The following is a 20,193-nucleotide window of genomic DNA, read 5'->3' on the forward strand; positions in this document are numbered from 1 at the left end:
GAAAGTCTTGCTTATTTTACATCAAACCACAACCAATTCTTGGTGTGTTCAACGAGAACTATAGTTGAAAGTCTTGCTTATTTTACATCAAACCACAACACATTTCTCATCCTGAATCATTTGCTTACTGTTGAAAGTCTTGCTTATTTTACATCAAACCACAACTAGGCTTTCTATTTTAATCGTTTTGACAACGTTGAAAGTCTTGCTTATTTTACATCAAACCACAACCCACCACTCCTGCATCGGTTCCGGGAAACTGTTGAAAGTCTTGCTTATTTTACATCAAACCACAACATGTATGTAGCTGGCGATTTCAGACTTTACGGTTGAAAGTCTTGCTTATTTTACATCAAACCACAACATGGGTACCTCGCCCGAAAAGTCAATCATCGTTGAAAGTCTTGCTTATTTTACATCAAACCACAACAATTAGGAAATATGACTGTTTGATCTTTTTGTTGAAAGTCTTGCTTATTTTACATCAAACCACAACAATAAATAAAGCCCTTGCCGCTGATCGTCGGTTGAAAGTCTTGCTTATTTTACATCAAACCACAACTAAATCCTTATTTTACTACAACAAATGGCGGTTGAAAGTCTTGCTTATTTTACATCAAACCACAACCGATTCGCTTCCACTTCCTGAAGAACCAACGTTGAAAGTCTTGCTTATTTTACATCAAACCACAACAGCAAATACCTGCGGAGGATGTTGATTATAGTTGAAAGTCTTGCTTATTTTACATCAAACCACAACTTACGCCAATACTTTCGCTACCTGTAAAGGGTTGAAAGTCTTGCTTATTTTACATCAAACCACAACCCGGTTCTCAGGCGCGGCAAAGTGAATTTCGTTGAAAGTCTTGCTTATTTTACATCAAACCACAACCAATGCCAGATTATAGAGGTTTAGCTTTTCGTTGAAAGTCTTGCTTATTTTACATCAAACCACAACACAAATGGTATGGAGATCGCAAACAATCAAGTTGAAAGTCTTGCTTATTTTACATCAAACCACAACTATCCCATACGGCAAGCGTGGCAGAGGTATGTTGAAAGTCTTGCTTATTTTACATCAAACCACAACCCGATGATGTGATTGAAGAAATCGAGAACCGTTGAAAGTCTTGCTTATTTTACATCAAACCACAACCAGATGTCTAATCAAATTGATACAGTTCTAGTTGAAAGTCTTGCTTATTTTACATCAAACCACAACCTTGGGCTTTTTATCCCCGATTTCACAAGGGGTTTAGCGGTTTCTTCACTGTAAAAACCTTTTGTTTTACTCCAAAGAAGTGGTCTAATGCATCATTTTTTTAATCCTATCGGTACGAAATTAATAAGAAAAGTCAGTATGTCAAGGAACGAGGCGTTATTTGGGGGAAATCCTGAAACGAGTTCAGGATGATTCTACCCGCGTAAAGTTAAAACATTTCCAGTTGTTTCGGACCTTCAGGCAAAGGAGCGGTTCCTTTTCCCCAGAAGTTGGCAATATTCCCATATTGTTTGTCGGTAACCGAGAGGATACTCACTTGTCCTTTTTCCGGCACAAAGCCCTTGACTCGTTTTTCGTGTACTTCGGCACTTTCTTTACTGGCGCAATGACGTATATAAACCGAAAACTGCATCATCGAGAACCCGTCTTTCAGTAAATCCTTACGAAACCGTGTTGCCTGCCTGCGCTCCTTTTTGGTTGTTACCGGCAGGTCGAAAAATACGAATAACCACATGATATGATAAGCATTTAAACGGGTTTGTTCCATGTTTATACTTTTAAACCCTTCAAGTTTTTTTTAACGCTTGAAGGTTGCAGCGAATTTATTCAAAAACCGGGTAGGTTATTTTTCTGCCTTCGCCACTGAAACAACGGCTCAACGAAGCAGTCGTCTGAGACAGAGCTACCATCAGCGGGCGTTTGCTATCGTTTATAGATACATCAGTGGTCATTAGCTTCAGCAGTTCAGCTTTCATGTCTTTGTTCAGAAACAATTCATCCGGATAATCACCATAAATGCGCAAGGCCAATTGATCGACAAAGGGTCGGTAAGGTTCCATAATGTCGTCGGCCAGGCAAAAAGCGTTGTATTTGTTATGATGATGGATGCCCAGGGTGGGCAAGAGGCCGGAACCAGACAATGCCCGGGCTACCGCCGAGCGCAGCAGGATGTAGCCATAGTTTAGTAAATGGTTGGGAGCATCGCCATAGCGGTCGCGTGTAAATCCATTGCCGATCAGCCGACCCCAATACACGCGGGCAGCCAGCCCCTCGCGGTTTTCAATATCGCCGCTTTTTACACTTTTGGCGTAAGCCCGGAGTTCGTGTGCTTTGTGTCCCTGTTTTTCGAGATGCGCGGCTTGGTTTTTTATTTTTGTTTCGATGGTTTGTTTCCACAGGTTCTTTTTCAATGGTTCGGAGGCACTGATTTGTGCACGAAACAATTCGTTTTGTAAACTGTGACTCTCCAGGTTTAGCAGCATGGAAGAGGGCATGTGTTTACTATCGCAAAAAATAACAGCCACGTTATGGAGATTCAGGAACTCGATTAGTTTCATGCTAAAGCTGATTTGCGGATGATCGAATACAATAAATCCGATATCTTCTATTGGGACCGTTTTCGTTGTCAACTCATCTTTCGAATGGATAACCAGCTGGCAGTCTTTTAAACTTAAATAATAGGGGTTGGAGAAGAATAGGGTTCGTTTAAGCATGGTTCTTGGTTTAATGGTTTTTATTCTTTGGAGCGTAAAACTCTTTCAGGTCTTGAAGACTCTGAAAGGTTCTTTGGTTTTAATGGGAATTGCTATTATCGTTTTAATACGGTTTGTCGATCTGTAGCTCCAGAAATTTTTCGATGGACTGTTTGCTGTGATACTGTTTAAAGCAGTCAGCCTCCCGGTACCATTGAAGTACTTCATCCCTTTTTAAATGGGTCTTTTTGGGCGAAAGGATCGTTAGGTAAGAGCTCCAGGGGTAGTCCAGATAGTGCTCGCAAAAGCCGTGATGGATCGGGTTGTGATGGATGTAGTAGACCAGGAATTTAAGATGGGCTTCAGAAGTGATCTTGATTCTGCTAAACGGTGTTTCAAATAATTTCCCTGTGCGATTGTATTTCGGGTTAAAGTATTTGGTGTAGGCATTAAATAAATGCGAAAAATGGCGATGAACAGTTGGTTTTTTAACTTTGTCAGGTCCTTCGGACTCTGACAAGTTGGTTGTTGTTTGAAACCTGACAGAGTCGTTAGACCTGTCAGCGTTTAATGACTCATAGATACCGATTTCATCTTCTTTTTTGATTTGTACCAGCAAATGAAAATGATTCCCCATTAATACCCATGCATAAGTGTCAGCCACCGACGATATGTATTTGTTGTACAAACCCAGGAAATGCTCGTAGTTGGTTGTTTCGCGAAATAGCTTGCAACTGTTTATCCCACGGTTATAGATGTGGTAGAAGTGGCCGTGTTCAAGCGGCGGATGATGGGATTTCATAATTTCTGTTTTTCAGCTTAAGAAGATAGGACTTCGAGATTTTGCAAGCTCGAAGTCCTATTCAATGCGTTTAAAACCGACTAACTTCAACTTCGAGTTGCTTAACAAGTTTTACCAGATTTTCGTCGCTGGTTACTTCGGCTTGCATGGGCAGAAAAGCGAATAGTTTGCGCAGGGCATCTTCCAGCTCGGGGCGAATGGTTGAGGCTGCATCCACTTCGTTGGCATCGGTTTTTTGTTTGTTAAAACTACGTTGCGCTGCCTCAAATTCAGCGTCGGCCTGTTTGAGCAAATCGAACCACACATTGGCCTGTATTTTGTTCAGGTCGGTCGAAAATGTTGCATCCAGAGTATTGCAAACACTTTTAATGATAGCTGTTTCGGCTTCGTAGCTCTGACTGTAGACTGCCGATCCGTATTTGTCGAGCTCAGCAAGTATGGCTTCGGCCTTGGCTGACAGCTTCGGATGGCGTAAATAGTTTTTTACATGGGCGCGTAGAGCTACCCACATGGTATCGCGAAAGCTGTCTTTTTGTGCCACATCGGCAGCGCTTAGTACAACTTTTTCCATGGCTGCTTTATACAAATTGTATGCTTCAGCAAAACGGTTAAAGAAGAGGTCGATGCCCATTTCGGGGGTTTTTTGGGCAAGAACGAGTTCATGTACCCTTAAACATAAGGTAAACAGGGTGTTGTTTTTCAATTTTGATAACGAAATTTCAATCATACGGCTACATTTTAAAGGTTAATAATTCGAATTATTTGGTTGAAATCGATTTCTTTTGATCGGTTTTATTCATCTTTTACTTTATGATCTTGAGCTAGCCTCCGGAATCCTGACTAAAATCTTTTGCTGTCGAACACGACCTTACGGGACGGCTACTAAAGACTTTTGTGCACCTAAACTAGCCTCAGGAATGGTGACCAAAATCTTTTCTTGAACAAATCCAGCATCGGGAAACTCTGCAAAAGCCTTTCGTTGGTATAAGCTTGCCTCCGGTAGCTGCAAAAAGTAGTGGTTTCGAGTTTTCATTGGTTTTTATTTACGTGATCCATCTTTTTCAAAGTTTTGAACTTTGGGAAAAGTGGGGTGGTTACTATATATGCTTTTCGATAAAGGCTTTTGAATACTCAATATCAATGCGTCCTAATTCGTCAACTCTTGTTGGAACAGCACGAAAAGATGATGGTTTCTTTTTCAACAAAAAAGCGACCATCTCTTCTAGTTTACTTTCATTAGCGTAAATATCTTTCTCTGCATATGAATGGCTATTCCGTTGTAGAATAATATTTTGATCTTCATCGAACTTCTTAATCTTAAACAGTCTTTTGTTCAGATTATCATTGTTATTCCAGTTTATTTCTTCTGGGTGTTTGTCGAATATCAAAAACTGATCACCAGAATGGATAGAAAATAGAAATGGAAAATGTGGATTGATAGACACTTCGCTTTTCACCAGATTAATTGAGTTAATTAAAAAATACTCTCTCTTCGTAAATTTTGTTCTTCCTTCTGGATTATCTGGAATTAAATCGCCAAATAGGCGAGCTTCATAATTAGAATCTTTTTCTTTTAAAACATAAATATCTCGTTTGTATTCTTGTTCTGAATGATCTATTTTACGTATTTCTTTCAGTGGATATTGACTTTGTTTGTATGCTTTTAATCGTATTTTTCGCAATATCATTTCTGATAGAATTTTAGTCTTTCCATTCTTTTGAATATAACTGTATTCTGGCAAGAATATAGTACCATCTTTCTTAAGTCTGTCGATTTTTACATCTCCATTTTCATGTATTAAATGAATGATACGTTCTTTAATCATATCATCAATAATTGAAGGAATGTCTTTATCCTGAATGTCTTTCACTAATGAGCGTTGTACAAAAACTTCCTCTCCATTTTTTTTTATTATTCCATAAGGATTAGGTTTATTTAAAGCTCCCCTTAGATTTAGTCTTTTAGGGTTTTCTTTTTCTAATTCATCCATCAAAGGTTTAATGCGATCGACATGCTTGTGATATATAAATACCTCCTCTTTCAATTTTTTCATTGTATCAACAAAGTTATCCATCGGTTCCGGCAGATACACCTTTGTCGCTGAATCACCGTGAAAATACTCACGTTCATATTGATGAAATGCTTCCGACATTCGGTTTGCTGTTCCTTTCTCAACACAGGCAACCGTAACAGCATCAATACAGTGATGAATATGATTGCTGCGGTCTTTTTCTTCATATTCTCCTTGTAACCCCCATATTTTTCGAAGCGTATCGGTAACCTGCCCGTTAATCACATTTACCTTTTTAAAATATGAATTCAGATACGCACGCGCATATTTGGTGATTAAGCGGGTATCCACCAGATTGGCGTTATTGAATTTCGCCGGAATTTCATCCCGCTCAAAGGTTTTATATTTCTGAGCCAAATAATCTAATCGCAAGCGGGCATAATGAGCCCGGTACATTAATTCATCGTGGGTGGCAGCATCTCCGGTCGCTGCCCGGGCTGCTGCTTTGTATTTTCTATGCTCTGCTTTCAACGACTCTAAAGACACATTAAACTGAATTTCATTACTTGAGATATTGTATGATTTTAGCCATCGATCCCGATTTTGAATTATGGTGTCGGCATCAATTTGTTGTCCTTCAAATGTTAAATCGAGATTAGCAGGTAGTCCATTTTGCTTATCGTTCCGGTTAAAATCGGCGTTGGCCAGTGTTTTATTGATTAACGAATTATCGTTCCACTTGCTACGAGGAATAGTATGCTCTATATCGTATTTCTGTTCAGTAAAGAACTTCCTTGGTGTAATCGTTTGTGAAGTGTAAAGACACTGCCCGTTTTGCTCGGCATAAAGAATGTACTTGGTTATTTGCCTATCGGTTGGATTAATCGTTTCACGAACACTTTCGTTATAGCATCCGATAATTTTTCGCCTTGCCCAATCCCGGATTGCTTTCTGATCTTTTTGATACTGTGTTAATGCGCGACGATAACTGGCACTATTTATTTCACGTGCCAACTCAACATTCACTTCGGTATCTTTATCGACTAGCTCCTCTTCAATCAACTTATTTACCAAATGCTTAATCTGGTGCATGGCTTTATTGAATACAGGATTCTTAATGGAACTTATTTCCGGATTGCCTAAACGTTTTTCAGCTCTAGGATAAACCTCCATTGCCGAAGGATGATATAATTTATTTACATCAATTGTTTCATTTGGAAATTCTTTGCTAATGGTTTCCTCAATGAAATCAGGAATAGTTTTCGACGAAAGGTATTCTACATTCTGAGGACGCTTATTATCAGCCTGTTTAATAAATTTGTCCCAACACTGCTGCTCCAAACGATTTTGTTCTTCCTTACCCATCGCATCCAAATCAGTTTCTGAAAACCAGGAGATAATTTCATCATTAATCCCATTTTGATGCGCCCACTGGCTGTTTGGGTCATCGCCTATTCCATTCTCATCATGCTTGTATTTTTCAATGTAGTTATTCACAACAGCATTTACCTTTTTCTCAAATCCGTGTAATGCCAATGCCTGTTTTATACATACCGAAATTTTTTCAATCTCTTTCGATGTTGCTTTTCGCCCAAGCACTTTATCAATATTGGCCGTAAAAACAGCATGAGAATACAACATTCCTTGCTGCAAGTATGGTAAAATCTTTTTGATCGCAGATTTACTGAGATTTCCATAGCCCTTTTTTAGCTTTATTTTTGAGAATCCCTCAGTATCAACCCAGGGTAAATGTTTTTCTGCAAATTCTTTTCGTGCTTGTTGCTTGCTTTTTTCACCGAAAGAATCAACAAACAAACAATGCCAAATATCCTCGACACTAATTTGGATCTTACCCTTTTCTTCTTTATGACCAGTATTTAGCAAGGGCAGACTGTCGTAATAATACTTGCCGTTTTCGTCTTTCCCTAATACCTTTTTAATTCTAGCTATCGTTGGGCATCCGGGAAAAGTTGTTGTGTCCGGAAAATTGAATTCCACATCGGCAGTCAATTTCTCCTTGTCTTTTATGTAACGATAATTTTTGTCACCAGATAGTCTTTCCGCTAACTTATTGAACTCGACATCTTTTATAAAGTTGAATTGATCGGCAATTAGTTCTTTCTCTTCTTTATTGAGAAATCTAAGCCTCTCGTCTGATTCTGTTTTTATTTTAATCCGGTTAATGGATTCCCATTTTCTGAATTCCTCAAACAAAGGATGCGATAAAGCAATTCGTTTACGTTTGGGGTCTAAAGGACACTTCGCGACCAAATCTTTCTGGCTCTTTAATGGACGTTGATAAAAGATGGCAAATCGAAGTTTTTCTCTTAGTTCACAACCAATTTCTTGTTTATCGCAGATGTAATTAAACTCGCGTAAGTAGTGCTTTTCTCGATCGATGTACTTCCCCCGGATTCGCTCGGTTGTCCCATCACCATTTTGTCGGGCATAGATCGAGTTCAAATAGCAACCTAATGTTGGTTGTTCACTATCGGCGATTTGTTGAGACAGGTCATTGATCTCGGTAGCTACTTTGCCTAAATTCTCTTTTTTATTGAATTCATCAATAATAAAAGCGGAAATAACTTCAAAAGAAGGTTCTTTACTAATCTTCTTCTTAATTTTCCCGGTTAGCGATTTAACCTTCTTATCGCTTTTATACATTTCGGCAACTGCTCCAAAAGGTTCTAGGAAACTGGATGAATTGGTATGCTCATCCAATAATTTGCTGACGGCAAGTTTGAATTGTTCAATAGCATCGTCAGCTTGTTCTTCTTCAAGTGAGAGATAGCCCCGGCGCTGAGCTAAATGGTAAAATGCCCGCCCCAGCTGGTATCGGCCTATTCGATAATTGATTAAGCCTTCTTTCGTCGCAGCCAAGTATCGAAGGTAGTAAGGTTGTTTCAATTTCTCGGTTTCAATATCTCCACCTTTGCTTCCTGTACGTTGCCATTTTATAAACTCATCACTATTGCATGGATAATTCTTTTTATAACGCCAGTTGCTTATTTCTTCATCTGATAATTTTGGGCACATATCATTGTCTGATAAAACCTGAAGAGTAGCAGCCTTTCTTCGTCTTATTCGATCAGTGCGCCGTCTGGCACTTCTGAAACCACGCCTGGTAGCAGCTTTTGATTTTTCTTGTCCGTCAACTCCTTTTGGGAAAATATAACTGCCCTTTGTTGGAAGCACCGTACCATCTTTTGCTAGCTTCTCCAAGAAGTGATATTTCTTATCTTCCTTAACCAATATTCCCCAGCCAATACTGTTCGTTCCAATATCTAATCCAAGTTTAGTTTTAGTCATCGTTGCGTATATTATTTTTTTTTGTACTTTTGAATCACATCAAATCACAATAAGGCTATATGCCGAAGGAAAAAATTAGAGCCTCAGTTTTGCTGAGGTTCGTTGTTTTTAGCCTATTACGTTTGAAATACTCATATTAAAATCATTTTACATCTTATCACAATAAGGTTATATGCCGAAGGTGTTAAAACCTATACTCCCGCTTCGGTGGGAGTTTTTTATTTTATAGTGTTTTTCCCCTCTCCCCAGTATTGTTATTTTTTGTGTATTCGGGTCTTGCGTTTTGCGCCCATTAAAGTAGTATTTTGTTTACTACTTTAATAAAAATATGGCCTTAAGTTCATGAGTTAAGCGTTTTTCTGTTTAAACCCTGCTATTTTTCACAGGAACGAAAGAGTTATGATTAGTAGCAGCCGTAAAAAATGAATGGATATGACAACTTTTAACGAATTTATCTACATTTGAACTACTGAAAATTGCTTTTCATTGGTTCGCTCATCGTTTAGTTATGGAAACCGCTCACCGAAAAATTATACATATTGATATGGATGCTTTTTATGCATCGGTTGAGCAACGGGATGATCCTGATTTAAAAGGAAAGCCGGTTGTGGTGGGAGGTGATAGTACGCGAGGTGTTGTTGCTGCTGCCAGTTATGAAGCGCGACGCTATGGGGTGCGCTCGGCGATGTCGTCGGTTTTGGCAAAGCGTAAATGTCCGGATTTGATTTTTGTGCGGGGCAATTTCGACAAGTACAAAGCGGTGAGCCGGCAAATTCGCGATATCTTTTTTGAATATACTGATCTCGTGGAGCCCTTGTCATTAGATGAGGCCTTTTTAGATGTCACTTTTGCGAAGAAAGGAAAACCATCGGCGACACTTATTGCGCGGGAGATTAAAAAGCGAATTAAAGAGGAAACGAATTTGACGGCTTCGGCTGGTGTCTCCTATTGCAAGTTTTTGGCTAAGATCGCTTCAGACGAAAACAAGCCGGATGGTATCTTTGTGATTACACCTGAGGAGGCGGTGCCCTTTATCGAACAGTTGGAGGTTCGTAAGTTTTTTGGAGTTGGCAAGGTTACAGCGGAGAAAATGAATAATCAGGGCATTTATTTTGGTGCTGACTTAAAGCAGTTTGAGCTTCAGGAGTTGATTCGTCAGTTTGGTAAATCGGGTGCATACTATTATAATATTGTACGGGGGATTGACGAGCGGCCGGTTGTTGCCACCCGTGAGCGAAAATCGCTGGGTGCAGAACGCACGTTTGGGCATGATTATTATTTGTTGAGGGATCTGGCCGAGGAGCTCGAAAAAATAGAAACAGAGGTTTGGAATCGGCTTCAGCGAGCTAATATGCGAGGTAGAACGTTAACGTTGAAAGTGAAATTCGCAGATTTCGAACAAATTACACGAAGCAAAACACTTGATAAGAATATTGATTCTTTGACACTGTTGCACCAACATGCTTTTCAATTGCTCAAGCAAGAAGAGCCTTTTATCAAAGCAATCAGGTTACTTGGAGTAACCATTTCGAACTTTGAAGAACCCAAAAGGGGGGCTGTTCAACTAACAATCAATTTCTAGCTTTATTTCCGATTGAAACGAGTATGCTTAGTCAAAAACACAAAAGGTAATGATTAAAGTGCGAGTTCCATATGATACCTAATAAATAATCAATTACAATCATATGAAAATTGCATTCGGAAGTTTAAAATAAAAAGACGAACCTTTTGCCGGCTCCGATTCGATCCAAATTTTTCCATTCAGCAAATCGCAAATTTCCTGACAAATTGCTAATCCTAACCCAACACCTCCATATTTTCGAGTATTGGTGTCGTCAATCTGCCTAAAGCGTTCAAATATTATCTCTTGCTTCTCTTTTTGAATTCCAATTCCGGTATCCTTCACATAAAAGGTAAGGTCTTTTCCTTCAACATAACAGCCAAGGGTAATACTTCCGTCTTCCGTATATTTAACGGCATTGCTCAGGAGGTTGGTCAGCAACTGGGTTAGCTTTGTCTTGTCAGCTTGAATTTGCAAGTTTGGATACTTGTTTACGCAGTCGTCAAACTGAGCTTCAATATGATTTTTATTTTTTTTGCGTAGTTCACTTTCCAGATAAAATCGTAATGATTTATATAAGTCTCCCAGCATAAATAACTCAATTCGAATTGGAGTCTGGTTAGACTGGAGCATTGTTAAATGAAAAATGGACTCAATAATTGAAAGCAGGTGGTTGCCACTATCAAAAATGATCTTTGCCATTTCAATCATCTCGCTCTTATTAACGGTTTCATCCATCAACTGACTAAATCCAATGATTGCATTAAGCGGGGTGCGCAATTCATGAGACATGGTAGCCAAAAAAGCAGACTTTAAATAATCAGCCTGTTCTGCCTTTTCTTTGGCATTAGTTAGCTGGATTTCTGTTTCTTTTTGCTCTGTTATATTAATGCCGATTCCTCTGGCTCCGATTATCTCTTTATTTTCATCGTAAATCGGACGGGCAGAATTGCGTATCCAAATTAACTCGTTGTTTTTCGTTTTTAACCGAAATTCGAACGTGGGGATTGTTTCTTCGTTAATCAGATCGTTAAAGTTCACATTAATCGTTGGCAGGTCTTCGGGCAAAATAACATCGGTAAACGGTTGCCCGATGAATGAATTTACGGAATAGCCGCTTAAGGTTTCAAAGCTTGGACTCAAATAGCTGAAATCCCAGTTGCTATCAATTTCAAAAAAGAGATCATTGATGTTTTCAACCAGATTTTGATATTTTTTGTGGCTACGTTTTAATTCATTGAGCGCATTAATCCTGACGGTAATATCCAAAAGCGAAGCGACAGACATCGTCGTGCCATCGATGATATCAATGTTTAGAAGGATATGGTGTTTTTTGTTTTTTCGGTCAATCAGAGTGAACTCGTATTGTTTGGGGGCTTTTTCTCCATTTTCTCTTCTTGTTTCATGAAAATGCTGCATTCGTTTTAAATCTTCAGGAGAGACAAAGTCTGTCCACTTCATGTTGTTTTCGAGTTCGTCTTTGGAATAGCCCGTTAGCTCTTCCAGTTTTTCGTTACCCAGCAGTAGCGTTTTATCTTCACCAATAATACAGGTTGCAGTGCCTGTGTTTTTAAAAATAGCTTTGTAAAGAACTTCGCTTTGCTTGAGTGCATCCTCATTTTTTTTCTTCTCGGTAATGTCACGAGCAATACCCACTACACCAATCAATTTTCCCGTGCAATCGCGCATTGGAGTTTTTATTGTTTCTAACAGTGCTCGGTGATTATCGCTAGCGAAAGTGACCCATTCCAAATTCGTTTTAGGTTGATCAGCCCTCATTGCAGCTTGGTCGTTCTTTCTGAAAAAGTCAGCCAGTTCTCTATCAACAAAGTCATAATCTGTTTTGCCCACAATATCTTTTTCCTGGGCACCGAAAAATTGTTCGAATTGATAGTTGCAATTCAAATAAACGCCATTAACATCCTTTAGCCAGACTAGGTCAGGAATGGTTTCAATTACTGTTCGAAGGTGAATCCGCTCATTGTTTATGGCTCGACGAGTTTCTTTTTGTTGAGTGATGTCAGTCAAAACACCAAGAATAACGGTGCCTTTTCTTAGCTTGAGTATGTGGCCTGAAACAAGCGCATTTCGTACTTCTCCACTTTTTAGATAAAAGTCATATTCTTTATTTTTAACCGATCCGTCTCGCATTAAGAGCCGGATATATTCATCTCTGTCTTTGGGATCAGCCCATAAGCCAAGCTCGTTTGTTGTTTTATTTAAATATTCCTCTTGCTTCCATCCGGTAATTTGCTCGAAGCTGTCGTTTGTCTCAATAATTTTTCCATCATGAGCTGAGGTTAACATGATTATTGTGGGACTTGATTGGAACGCTTTCTTAAATTTTTCTTCGCTTTCCAGTAGCGCTTGTTCCGCCTTTCTCCGCTCTGTAATATCTATAATATACCCTTCCAGAAATTCTAACTCATTATTTTTGTTTTCAACTCCGGTTCCTTGTTCCCAAAACCACCGTTCTTTTCCGTCTTTGGTGTTTATTCGATATTCGATTGTAAAACGCGTTTTTTTCGCGATGGCTTTGTTTATTTCTACTTCAACATATTCTCTGTCTGCGGGATGAATAAGATTTGCGTATGAAATTTTTTGATTGTTTATTAGTTCGTCTGAGCGGTATCCTGTCATTTCAAAAACAGCATCACTAATAAAAGACATTGTCCAGTTTTCATCAGCCAAGCACCGGTAGGCAATTCCCTTCAGGTTGCTGATTAACGTTGATAACACTCTATTTGCTTCTTCCAGCTCTTTTCCCATTATTCGGCGGTCGGTATTATTAATCATCGAAATCAACACCCGATTATAATTGTGGTGACCTGTTGTGCTAATCCATTTTAAGATATAATATCTTTTTTCGCCATCGGGCAGTCTAAATGAAATTTCGGTTCTGAAACGCGCTGCTCTTATCTGTATCGCTGAAAATAAATCAATTATACTTTTAAAATTCCAGGCCTGATATATTTCATACAAACAGCTTAACTCGTCTTGTTTCTTACCAAATACCTCCCGGCTGAAATTTGATGACTCGCTATTGAAGTTTAAGATCTTTATGCTTTTTAATAACTTGATGAAGTCTGATTGAGAATTACTAAAATACTGGTGCAGATTAGTAATCCCTTTTAAATTTAATTCTTGAATTTTTAAATGAGCCGGGCTAAAGTCAATTTTCCATACTGGAATTGCTAAATCATCAAAACTATTGAAATGGTTTGATGCGTAAGTATTGGTTGTTTTTCGCGCCGAGACGGGTATCTGCGTTTCTTTTTTCAATTGCTCGAGCTGCTCTCTTAGTTGTGCACTTTTCGCTTGCTCTTCTTTCAATTGATTTTTCAGATTCTCTATTTCATCTTTTTTCGCAATCAATGTTGTATTCTGTGGGTGGTTATCTCTCATAATCCTTCTCCTCTTTCCTGCCGTCCCTATTCCTTCATTTTAAGAATGCCAAATTAGAAATAAATATTTAATTATCTATTAATGTGTGATATGTTATTAGTTAATTGATGCTTATTTGGATAATGTTTAAATGATTGAATTATAATTTATATGATGTGAGTCTTGCGAGTGCTTCTGCATGAGCCAGTTCTATCTCCAAATAGCTGTCAATCGTTTCATAGTAAAAGGTCAACTCATTGAAATACTCAATCACCGACATTTGTCCCAATCGAAGCGCTTTATCCAAAAAAGTAACATTGGCAGCATCTTCTAAAGTTTGTTTGTATTCTTGTCGGATCTGATCTAATTCCTGTACTTGAAAATATAACTTTTCCTTTTCGTTGATCAGAACGGCAATTCTTGATTTCAATTGTTGGGTTTTGAAATTGGCCTGAGCCCTGGCGTGTTGGAGCTTGTTTTTATTCTTCCATAAGGGGAGGGATAATCCCGCATGTAATCCTCTGTAGGTGCCATCAGGCTCTTTTTCTGCTTCGTAACCGATTTCAAATTCCGGAAGCCAGTTTTGCTTGGCTAATTGGATGTTCATCTCAGCGACTTGCTGCGCCTGGCTCAAATACCGGATCTCTGGTTTTAGCTGTTGGAACTCTGCTAAAATGCTTTCCAGACCCGGTAGTGCGAACTCAGATATATTTTGGGTTTTCTGCTCAATGGTGTCGGTTCCTGCAAATAAAGTCAGGTCTTTTTGGGCATTGTCAATTTCTGTTAAGAGGATTTGGTAACTGCTTTTGATCTTCAGGTTTTGAATTTTGGCCTTGTTTAAATCCAGAATTGATGTGTTCCCTTTGTCGAAATTTGTTTGGTAGGATTGCAATAGTTGCGTAGAATGTTCCAAACGTTTTTGGTACTCTTGCTTCTTTTTGAGTAGAAAAGCGTAGTTATAAAACGATAGTTTGGCTTCAAGTAATTTATTTTGCCGGAAGACCTGGTAATCCAGTTCGCTCAACCGACTTTGATTATTGGCCAGCTTTTTCTTAACAGAATATACGGTTGGAAACTCAAAAGCCTGACTAATTCCATAAGTTGTTTTGGTGCCCATCTCTTCTTTACTTCCCGGGAAATACCCATATTCAATCGAAGGGTTGTCGGGTGTTAATCCCGTTTGGAAACCAGCTTTTTCGGCTTCGAGGAACTGGCGTGCCGCAATCAATTCTTGATTGTTTTGCTCAACTAAATCCAGAAATTTATCCAGATTGGTTTGAGAAAAACCTGCCAACGAAAGACAGGTCAGTAGTATGATATATGTTAGTTTCATGTGTTTGTTATTTTGCTTCCTGTTTTTTTTGAAATAGATAGTAAATTATTGGAACGACATAAATGTTCAATAGGGTTGAACTAAGCAATCCTCCAAGAATTACAATAGCCATGGGACTCTGAATCTCGTTTCCCGGTTTTTCGCCGGCCAGTGCAAGTGGTATTAATGCCAAAGCAGCAGTCAACGCAGTCATCAATATCGGATTAAGCCGATCAGCCGAACCATGCACAATCCGTTTTTTTAAGCTTACAACCTGATCGGATAACGATTGATACCTCGAAATCAGCAAAATACCATTGCGTGTTGCAATTCCGAAGAGCGTGATAAACCCGATGATTGATGGAATGCTAATAACACCTGAGGTCATCCAAATAGCGATTACGCCTCCAATTAATGCCAGCGGAAGATTGATCAGAATAATCATGGCCAGCTTGGTGTTTTTGAATTCGACATATAGCAGGATGAAAATGATGAGTAGGGCACCAAGCGATGCGATCATCAAGGTACGCGAAGCATCTGCTTCACTCTCAAATTGTCCGCCATACTCGAGATGATAATTTTCGGGTAGCTGGATGTTTTCATTAATTTCCTTTTGGATATCATTGACAACACTTCGAACATCACGGTCGGCAACATTGACTGCCACGACAATTTTGCGCATCACATTTTCGCGACCAATGGTGTTTGGTCCAAAAGTAGACTCAATATCGGCCACATAATAAAGTGGTACTTTTTGTCCGTCCGGCGTGTCTATCAGCGCATTCCTAATAGCTTCGATATTATCCCGGCTTTTGTCGTCAAACCTTAGAATTAAGTTGAAGGCTTTTTCGTTGACAAAGACATCAGAGATTTTTTCGCCACCAAATGCATATTCCACAAATTCGAGAAACTCATTTACCGAAATGCCGTAGCGAGCAAGCATTTCGCGGTTTGGTTTGATTTGCAACTGCGGAATTTCAATTTGCTGCTCCACGGATAAATCTCCAATTCCCTTCACATCCTGAATGGTCTCTTTGATTTGGTTAGCCAATCGGAACATACTGTTTAAGTCGGTACCAAAAAGCTTAATGGCGATGTTGGTTTTTGAACCTGAAAGCATGGCATCAATCCGGTGGCTAATTGGTTGTCCAACTTCAACTGTAATCCCTTCAATCCGGTTGAGTTTCTCGCGTACTTCGCTCAAAAAATCAACTCTCGAACGATCATCCAACTGATAAGGGGCATCGATCTCCGAAACATTAACACCAAAAGCATGCTCTGCCATCTCTGCACGTCCTGTTCTTCGGGCAACCGAAGTGATTTCGGGAATCGATAACAAGGCTTGTTCAGCTTCGACACCCAGTTTGTTGCTTTCTTCCAGGTTGATTCCGGGCATGGTTGTCGTATTAATTGTAAGCGAGCCTTCGTTGAATGGCGGCAGAAAACTCCGGCCAAAGCTGGTAACTAATAAGATTGAAAGAACAAACAGTACTCCGGAAATACTGATGACTGCTTTGCGATAGCGAATGGCCTGGCTCAATGTTTTGGTGTAGTAATTTTGTAAGAAGCGTTCCACCCGGCTTCCTTTTGCCTGCCTTTGGAGTCGTTTTTCGTTGGTCAGTAAAAAGCTGCTTAAAACGGGGATGACGGTTACAGCAACAAACAAGGACGCAAACAGCGAAACAATGTAAGCAATCCCCAGTGGTTTAAGCATACGGCCTTCCATACCCGAGAGGAAAAACAGGGGTACAAAAGCGATGATGATAATCAAAGTGGCATTGAGAATGGACGCACGAATTTCAACCGACGCTTCGTAGATCACGTTGAAGTGAGGTCGCTTTTCTGTGTTGGGTAAACGACTGTTTTCACGCAGGCGCTTGTACACATTTTCAACATCAATAATCGCATCGTCAACCAATGAACCGATGGCAATGGTCATTCCTCCCAAAGTCATCGTATTGATGGAAATTCCGAGCCATTTCATGACCAAAACAGCTACCAGCAGAGAGAGAGGAATAGCCAGTACTGAAATGATCGTGGTGCGGTAGTTCATCAAAAAGACAAACAAGATGATCACAACAAACAATCCCCCTTCAATCAGTGCTTTTTGAACATTATTGACCGATGTTTGGATAAACTTAGCCTGTTCAAAGATATCAGTGTGAATCTTCACATCTCCGGGAAGCGTTTCTTTTAAATCATCCAGTGATGTTATGATTTTTTCGGTTAAGTCCAGCGTGTTAATATTGGGCTGTTTGGTAACAGTCAGGATAACTGCTTTTTCTCCGCGGTATGATCCGTCACCAATTTTAGGCGCAGTGCCGATCTTTACGGTAGCTACATCATTTACCTTAATGGGATGGCCGTCCTGCATTTTAATCAAAGTGTTGCCAATGTCTTCCAGAATGTTGGTACGGGCTAATCCCCGGATCAGGTATTCCTGTCCGTGCTCGTTTAGAAATCCACCCGACACATTTTCATTGGATGCCTGGCATGCTGCGATCAACTCGTGAAAAGAAACATCATAAAACTTCAGTTTGAGCGGGTCGGCCAGAATTTGAAACTCTTTCAAATCGCCTCCAATAATGGCTACCTGAGCTACTCCGCCCACCGAAAGCAGGCGAGGGCGAATATTCCAGTCAGCCAGAGTTCGCAAATCCATCGCCGAAGTTTCATCAGCCGTCAGGGCGATCATCATAATTTCGCCCATGATGGATGATTGTGGGGCCAGGGTGGGAGAGCCCACTCCGGCAGGCATGGCATCGGCAATGTTGGCTAGTTTTTCGCTTACAATCTGGCGGGCGTCGTAAATGTCCATATCCCAGTCAAATTCAACCCAAACGATTGAAAAACCCATGGCTGAGGAACTTCGGACCCTGCGGATATTCGTTGCTCCATTCACTGCTGTTTCAATGGGGAAGGTAACCAGCCGCTCAACCTCCTCCGGTGCCATCCCATGCGCTTCGGTTAGGACGACAACGGTTGGTGCGTTTAGATCAGGAAAAACATCCACCTCCATGTCGGTGGTTACATAAATTCCGGCACCAAGAATAAGGGTCGCCATGATCAGAACCACCAGCTTATTCTTCAGCGAATATTCAATAATTTTATTCAGCATAACTGTTTTTTTTGAAGAATTAGTGTTGGTGGCTATGTGCCGGCAGTGCGCTCGACATAGAAGCCAATTTGATTAAATACGGATTTTTGGTCGCTACATGATCGCCTGCGTTAAGACCATTGGAAATGTGGTAATTTTCGCCATCGTTGCAGTCAATCGTGACATAGTGCTTTTCAAAACTTTCACCTTCTTCAGCAAAAACATAGTAACGGCCAGCTTCTTCAAGCAAAGCAGACTTGGGAACCACAATCGCATTCGGAATCTCCACGGTTTTCAGGTAAACTTCCACAAATGAGCCAGCCAAGAGGTTTCCTACATTATCGATTTCAAAATAGATCGGGGTGAATAGCGAATTGTCTCCGGTTGACTTGCCGTACGAAATTAATTGACCGTTCAGCTCATTGGTTTTATGAAGTTTCTTGTCGTAAGTTGTAACGAAGTTGGCTGTTTTTATTCTGCTCAGCATCGGAAAGTAGCGTTGCGGAACATCAGCTTTAACGACCAGACGCTTGTTTTTTGTGATTTTCAAAAGCGGCTGTCCGGTGGTGACGAACTGCCCCTCTGTTACAAAAACGTTTTTGATAAAACCGCTGGTTGAAGCGGCCACCTTTTGTCCGCCAGCTGAATAATTTTTACGAACAATTTCGTAACTATTCTTTGCTTTTTCGTAGGCCATTTTTATCTCGGCGAGTTCTCTGTCCGAGGTTATTTTATCTTCATTCAACAACTTGGCGCGTTCATAACTGGCTTTAGCTGTCTCAAAGGCTGATTTCGAGTCCATAAAGGTTGTCTCAATATTGTCGTGGATTAGACCTTTGCCGGAAATCGTTATGAGCTTTTCACCTTCTCTGACTTTTTCTCCGGACATTAGTGCTTTATTACCAAAAACAACAACACCATCGTGAACTGCCGTTAAGGTAATCTCATCGCCTTGAGCAGGCATAATTTTCCCGCTGGTGTGGATTACTTCTCTAAACGTTTTTGGCTGTAATTCAACGATGCCGTATTTTAAGTCATCAGCATGTTCTCCTTCGTCGTGTTGGGGCTCTCCTTCATTGTTTTGGTATGCTCCTCCATCGTGCTGGTGTGTTCCCTCATCATGCTGGTGTGTTCCTTCATCATGCAGGTGCTCTCCTTCGTGCAGGTGTTCTTCTCCTTCGTGGTCGTGGTCATCACCTTCATCTTCGTGGTCGTGCCCTTCCGCTAAAAGGTTGTGTCCTTGCTCTTCGTGACTGTGTTCTGAATCTCCGGAATGTGCGTGATCGTGTTCAGCTTCATGATGCTTATGTGTGCAGGCGATACCCCAAAACAGGTAGCCAGCCATTAAAAATGGTAGAATAATCTTCTTCATGATTAACATGTCAACTGCTTCTCAGCTAGTGCTGAAAATGATTAAAAATAGAATTAGAAAACTAAGGTTGGAATTAAGCTAAGGCCGGAGGGCCACGAAGCGAAACGTGAGAATAAAAATCAAATTGGTAATGATTAATCCAGTAATCTACATGTGTTATCTCTTCTTTGGGTTGAAGCAAATTCGCTACAAAGCTGTAAATGTAGATGGTATTGCTAATTGTCAATTTTGATAGGTTGGTGGTTGCTTCGGTGGAGAAATGACAAGCATGGCAATGCGCATTGTCGTGCGTTTCCTGGCACTGGGTTGTCGCCAATGTTTGATGCAAGTCAACTGATTGTTGAGTAACGCTTGTTGCCGTATTGTCGTGAGTGCATTCGTGTTCGCAGGTTGCAACACGAGCATGATGGTGATGAGGAATAACAGCATGGGCGATGATCACCACCATGGCTATCCACATACAAAATGCTCCGATATGTTTAAGCTTTTGAATCATTTTGACAATCCAGATAGCAAAAATACAATTTTCTATCAAACTTGAAACTTTTAGATATTTATTGGTTGTTAATATTTTTAAACCAAAAAACCTTCACCAAATAAATGATGAAGGTTGATGAATTTAGGGTTTGATTCGCGGACAGGCCGCGTAA

Annotated in this window: 12 protein-coding genes and 1 CRISPR repeat array; of the genes, 1 reads left to right on the plus strand and 11 read right to left on the minus strand. The window is 40.1% G+C overall.

All coding sequences use genetic code 11. The features are described 5' to 3' along the window. Positions 1-63 precede the first annotated feature (63 nt). Positions 64-1,222: a CRISPR direct-repeat array (repeat unit 36 nt; unit sequence GTTGAAAGTCTTGCTTATTTTACATCAAACCACAAC). Positions 1,223-1,430: 208 nt separating this feature from the next. The 6 genes from cas2 to cas9 all read right to left on the minus strand — a co-directional run bounded on the left by cas2 (position 1,431) and on the right by cas9 (position 8,817). Next, complete coding sequence (gene cas2, locus ACTB00_RS00860) at positions 1,431-1,769, minus strand: CRISPR-associated endonuclease Cas2 (RefSeq protein WP_463298056.1); 339 nt, start codon at positions 1,767-1,769, stop codon at positions 1,431-1,433. A gap of 55 nt (positions 1,770-1,824) precedes the next feature. Further along, a complete protein-coding gene (gene cas1 / locus ACTB00_RS00865; RefSeq protein ID WP_463298057.1) occupies positions 1,825-2,715 on the minus strand; it encodes a type II CRISPR-associated endonuclease Cas1 in 891 nt (296 codons plus the stop codon). Positions 2,716-2,818: 103 nt separating this feature from the next. Next, positions 2,819-3,496 carry a transposase gene (locus tag ACTB00_RS00870; RefSeq protein WP_463298058.1) on the minus strand — a complete coding sequence of 226 codons (678 nt, stop codon included), beginning with the start codon at positions 3,494-3,496 and terminating at the stop codon, positions 2,819-2,821. Between the two features lie 70 nt (positions 3,497-3,566). Further along, positions 3,567-4,223 (minus strand): DUF6261 family protein, encoded by a 657-nt coding sequence (locus tag ACTB00_RS00875; protein WP_463298059.1) that lies wholly within the window; start codon positions 4,221-4,223, stop codon positions 3,567-3,569. Between the two features lie 141 nt (positions 4,224-4,364). Continuing rightward, positions 4,365-4,529 carry a hypothetical protein gene (locus ACTB00_RS00880; RefSeq protein WP_463298060.1) on the minus strand — a complete coding sequence of 55 codons (165 nt, stop codon included), beginning with the start codon at positions 4,527-4,529 and terminating at the stop codon, positions 4,365-4,367. A gap of 64 nt (positions 4,530-4,593) precedes the next feature. Beyond that, positions 4,594-8,817 carry a type II CRISPR RNA-guided endonuclease Cas9 gene (cas9, locus tag ACTB00_RS00885; protein WP_463298061.1) on the minus strand — a complete coding sequence of 1,408 codons (4,224 nt, stop codon included), beginning with the start codon at positions 8,815-8,817 and terminating at the stop codon, positions 4,594-4,596. 508 nt (positions 8,818-9,325) lie between these two features. On the opposite strand from cas9, the gene dinB reads away from it, so the two are divergent. Continuing rightward, complete coding sequence (dinB, locus tag ACTB00_RS00890) at positions 9,326-10,399, plus strand: DNA polymerase IV (RefSeq protein WP_463298062.1); 1,074 nt, start codon at positions 9,326-9,328, stop codon at positions 10,397-10,399. A gap of 99 nt (positions 10,400-10,498) precedes the next feature. On the opposite strand, the gene ACTB00_RS00895 is transcribed toward dinB, so the two are convergent. The 5 genes from ACTB00_RS00895 to ACTB00_RS00915 all read right to left on the minus strand — a co-directional run bounded on the left by ACTB00_RS00895 (position 10,499) and on the right by ACTB00_RS00915 (position 20,078). Beyond that, on the minus strand, positions 10,499-13,783 hold the full coding sequence (locus tag ACTB00_RS00895) for a PAS domain S-box protein (protein WP_463298063.1): 3,285 nt from the start codon (positions 13,781-13,783) through the stop codon (positions 10,499-10,501). Between the two features lie 139 nt (positions 13,784-13,922). Further along, positions 13,923-15,095: a TolC family protein gene (locus ACTB00_RS00900; RefSeq protein ID WP_463298064.1), complete on the minus strand. Its 1,173-nt coding sequence runs from the start codon at positions 15,093-15,095 to the stop codon at positions 13,923-13,925. Between the two features lie 7 nt (positions 15,096-15,102). After that, positions 15,103-18,192 (minus strand): efflux RND transporter permease subunit, encoded by a 3,090-nt coding sequence (locus ACTB00_RS00905; RefSeq protein ID WP_463298065.1) that lies wholly within the window; start codon positions 18,190-18,192, stop codon positions 15,103-15,105. 19 nt (positions 18,193-18,211) lie between these two features. Beyond that, positions 18,212-19,543 carry an efflux RND transporter periplasmic adaptor subunit gene (locus ACTB00_RS00910; RefSeq protein ID WP_463298066.1) on the minus strand — a complete coding sequence of 444 codons (1,332 nt, stop codon included), beginning with the start codon at positions 19,541-19,543 and terminating at the stop codon, positions 18,212-18,214. A gap of 73 nt (positions 19,544-19,616) precedes the next feature. Continuing rightward, positions 19,617-20,078, minus strand: coding sequence for a DUF6769 family protein (locus tag ACTB00_RS00915; protein ID WP_463298067.1), 462 nt, complete (start codon positions 20,076-20,078; stop codon positions 19,617-19,619). Positions 20,079-20,193: the final 115 nt, after the last annotated feature.

It is taken from the genome of Sunxiuqinia sp. (assembly GCF_055140945.1).

Excerpts from the sequence above, each read along its gene's own strand:
- cas2 (WP_463298056.1), bottom strand. The coding sequence starts at position 1,769 with ATGGAACAAACCCGTTTAAATGCTTATCATATCATGTGGTTATTCGTA.
- cas1 (WP_463298057.1), bottom strand. The coding sequence starts at position 2,715 with ATGCTTAAACGAACCCTATTCTTCTCCAACCCCTATTATTTAAGTTTA.
- ACTB00_RS00870 (WP_463298058.1), bottom strand. The coding sequence starts at position 3,496 with ATGAAATCCCATCATCCGCCGCTTGAACACGGCCACTTCTACCACATC.
- ACTB00_RS00875 (WP_463298059.1), bottom strand. The coding sequence starts at position 4,223 with ATGATTGAAATTTCGTTATCAAAATTGAAAAACAACACCCTGTTTACC.
- ACTB00_RS00880 (WP_463298060.1), bottom strand. The coding sequence starts at position 4,529 with ATGAAAACTCGAAACCACTACTTTTTGCAGCTACCGGAGGCAAGCTTA.
- cas9 (WP_463298061.1), bottom strand. The coding sequence starts at position 8,817 with ATGACTAAAACTAAACTTGGATTAGATATTGGAACGAACAGTATTGGC.
- dinB (WP_463298062.1), top strand. The coding sequence starts at position 9,326 with ATGGAAACCGCTCACCGAAAAATTATACATATTGATATGGATGCTTTT.
- ACTB00_RS00895 (WP_463298063.1), bottom strand. The coding sequence starts at position 13,783 with ATGAGAGATAACCACCCACAGAATACAACATTGATTGCGAAAAAAGAT.
- ACTB00_RS00900 (WP_463298064.1), bottom strand. The coding sequence starts at position 15,095 with ATGAAACTAACATATATCATACTACTGACCTGTCTTTCGTTGGCAGGT.
- ACTB00_RS00905 (WP_463298065.1), bottom strand. The coding sequence starts at position 18,192 with ATGCTGAATAAAATTATTGAATATTCGCTGAAGAATAAGCTGGTGGTT.
- ACTB00_RS00910 (WP_463298066.1), bottom strand. The coding sequence starts at position 19,543 with ATGAAGAAGATTATTCTACCATTTTTAATGGCTGGCTACCTGTTTTGG.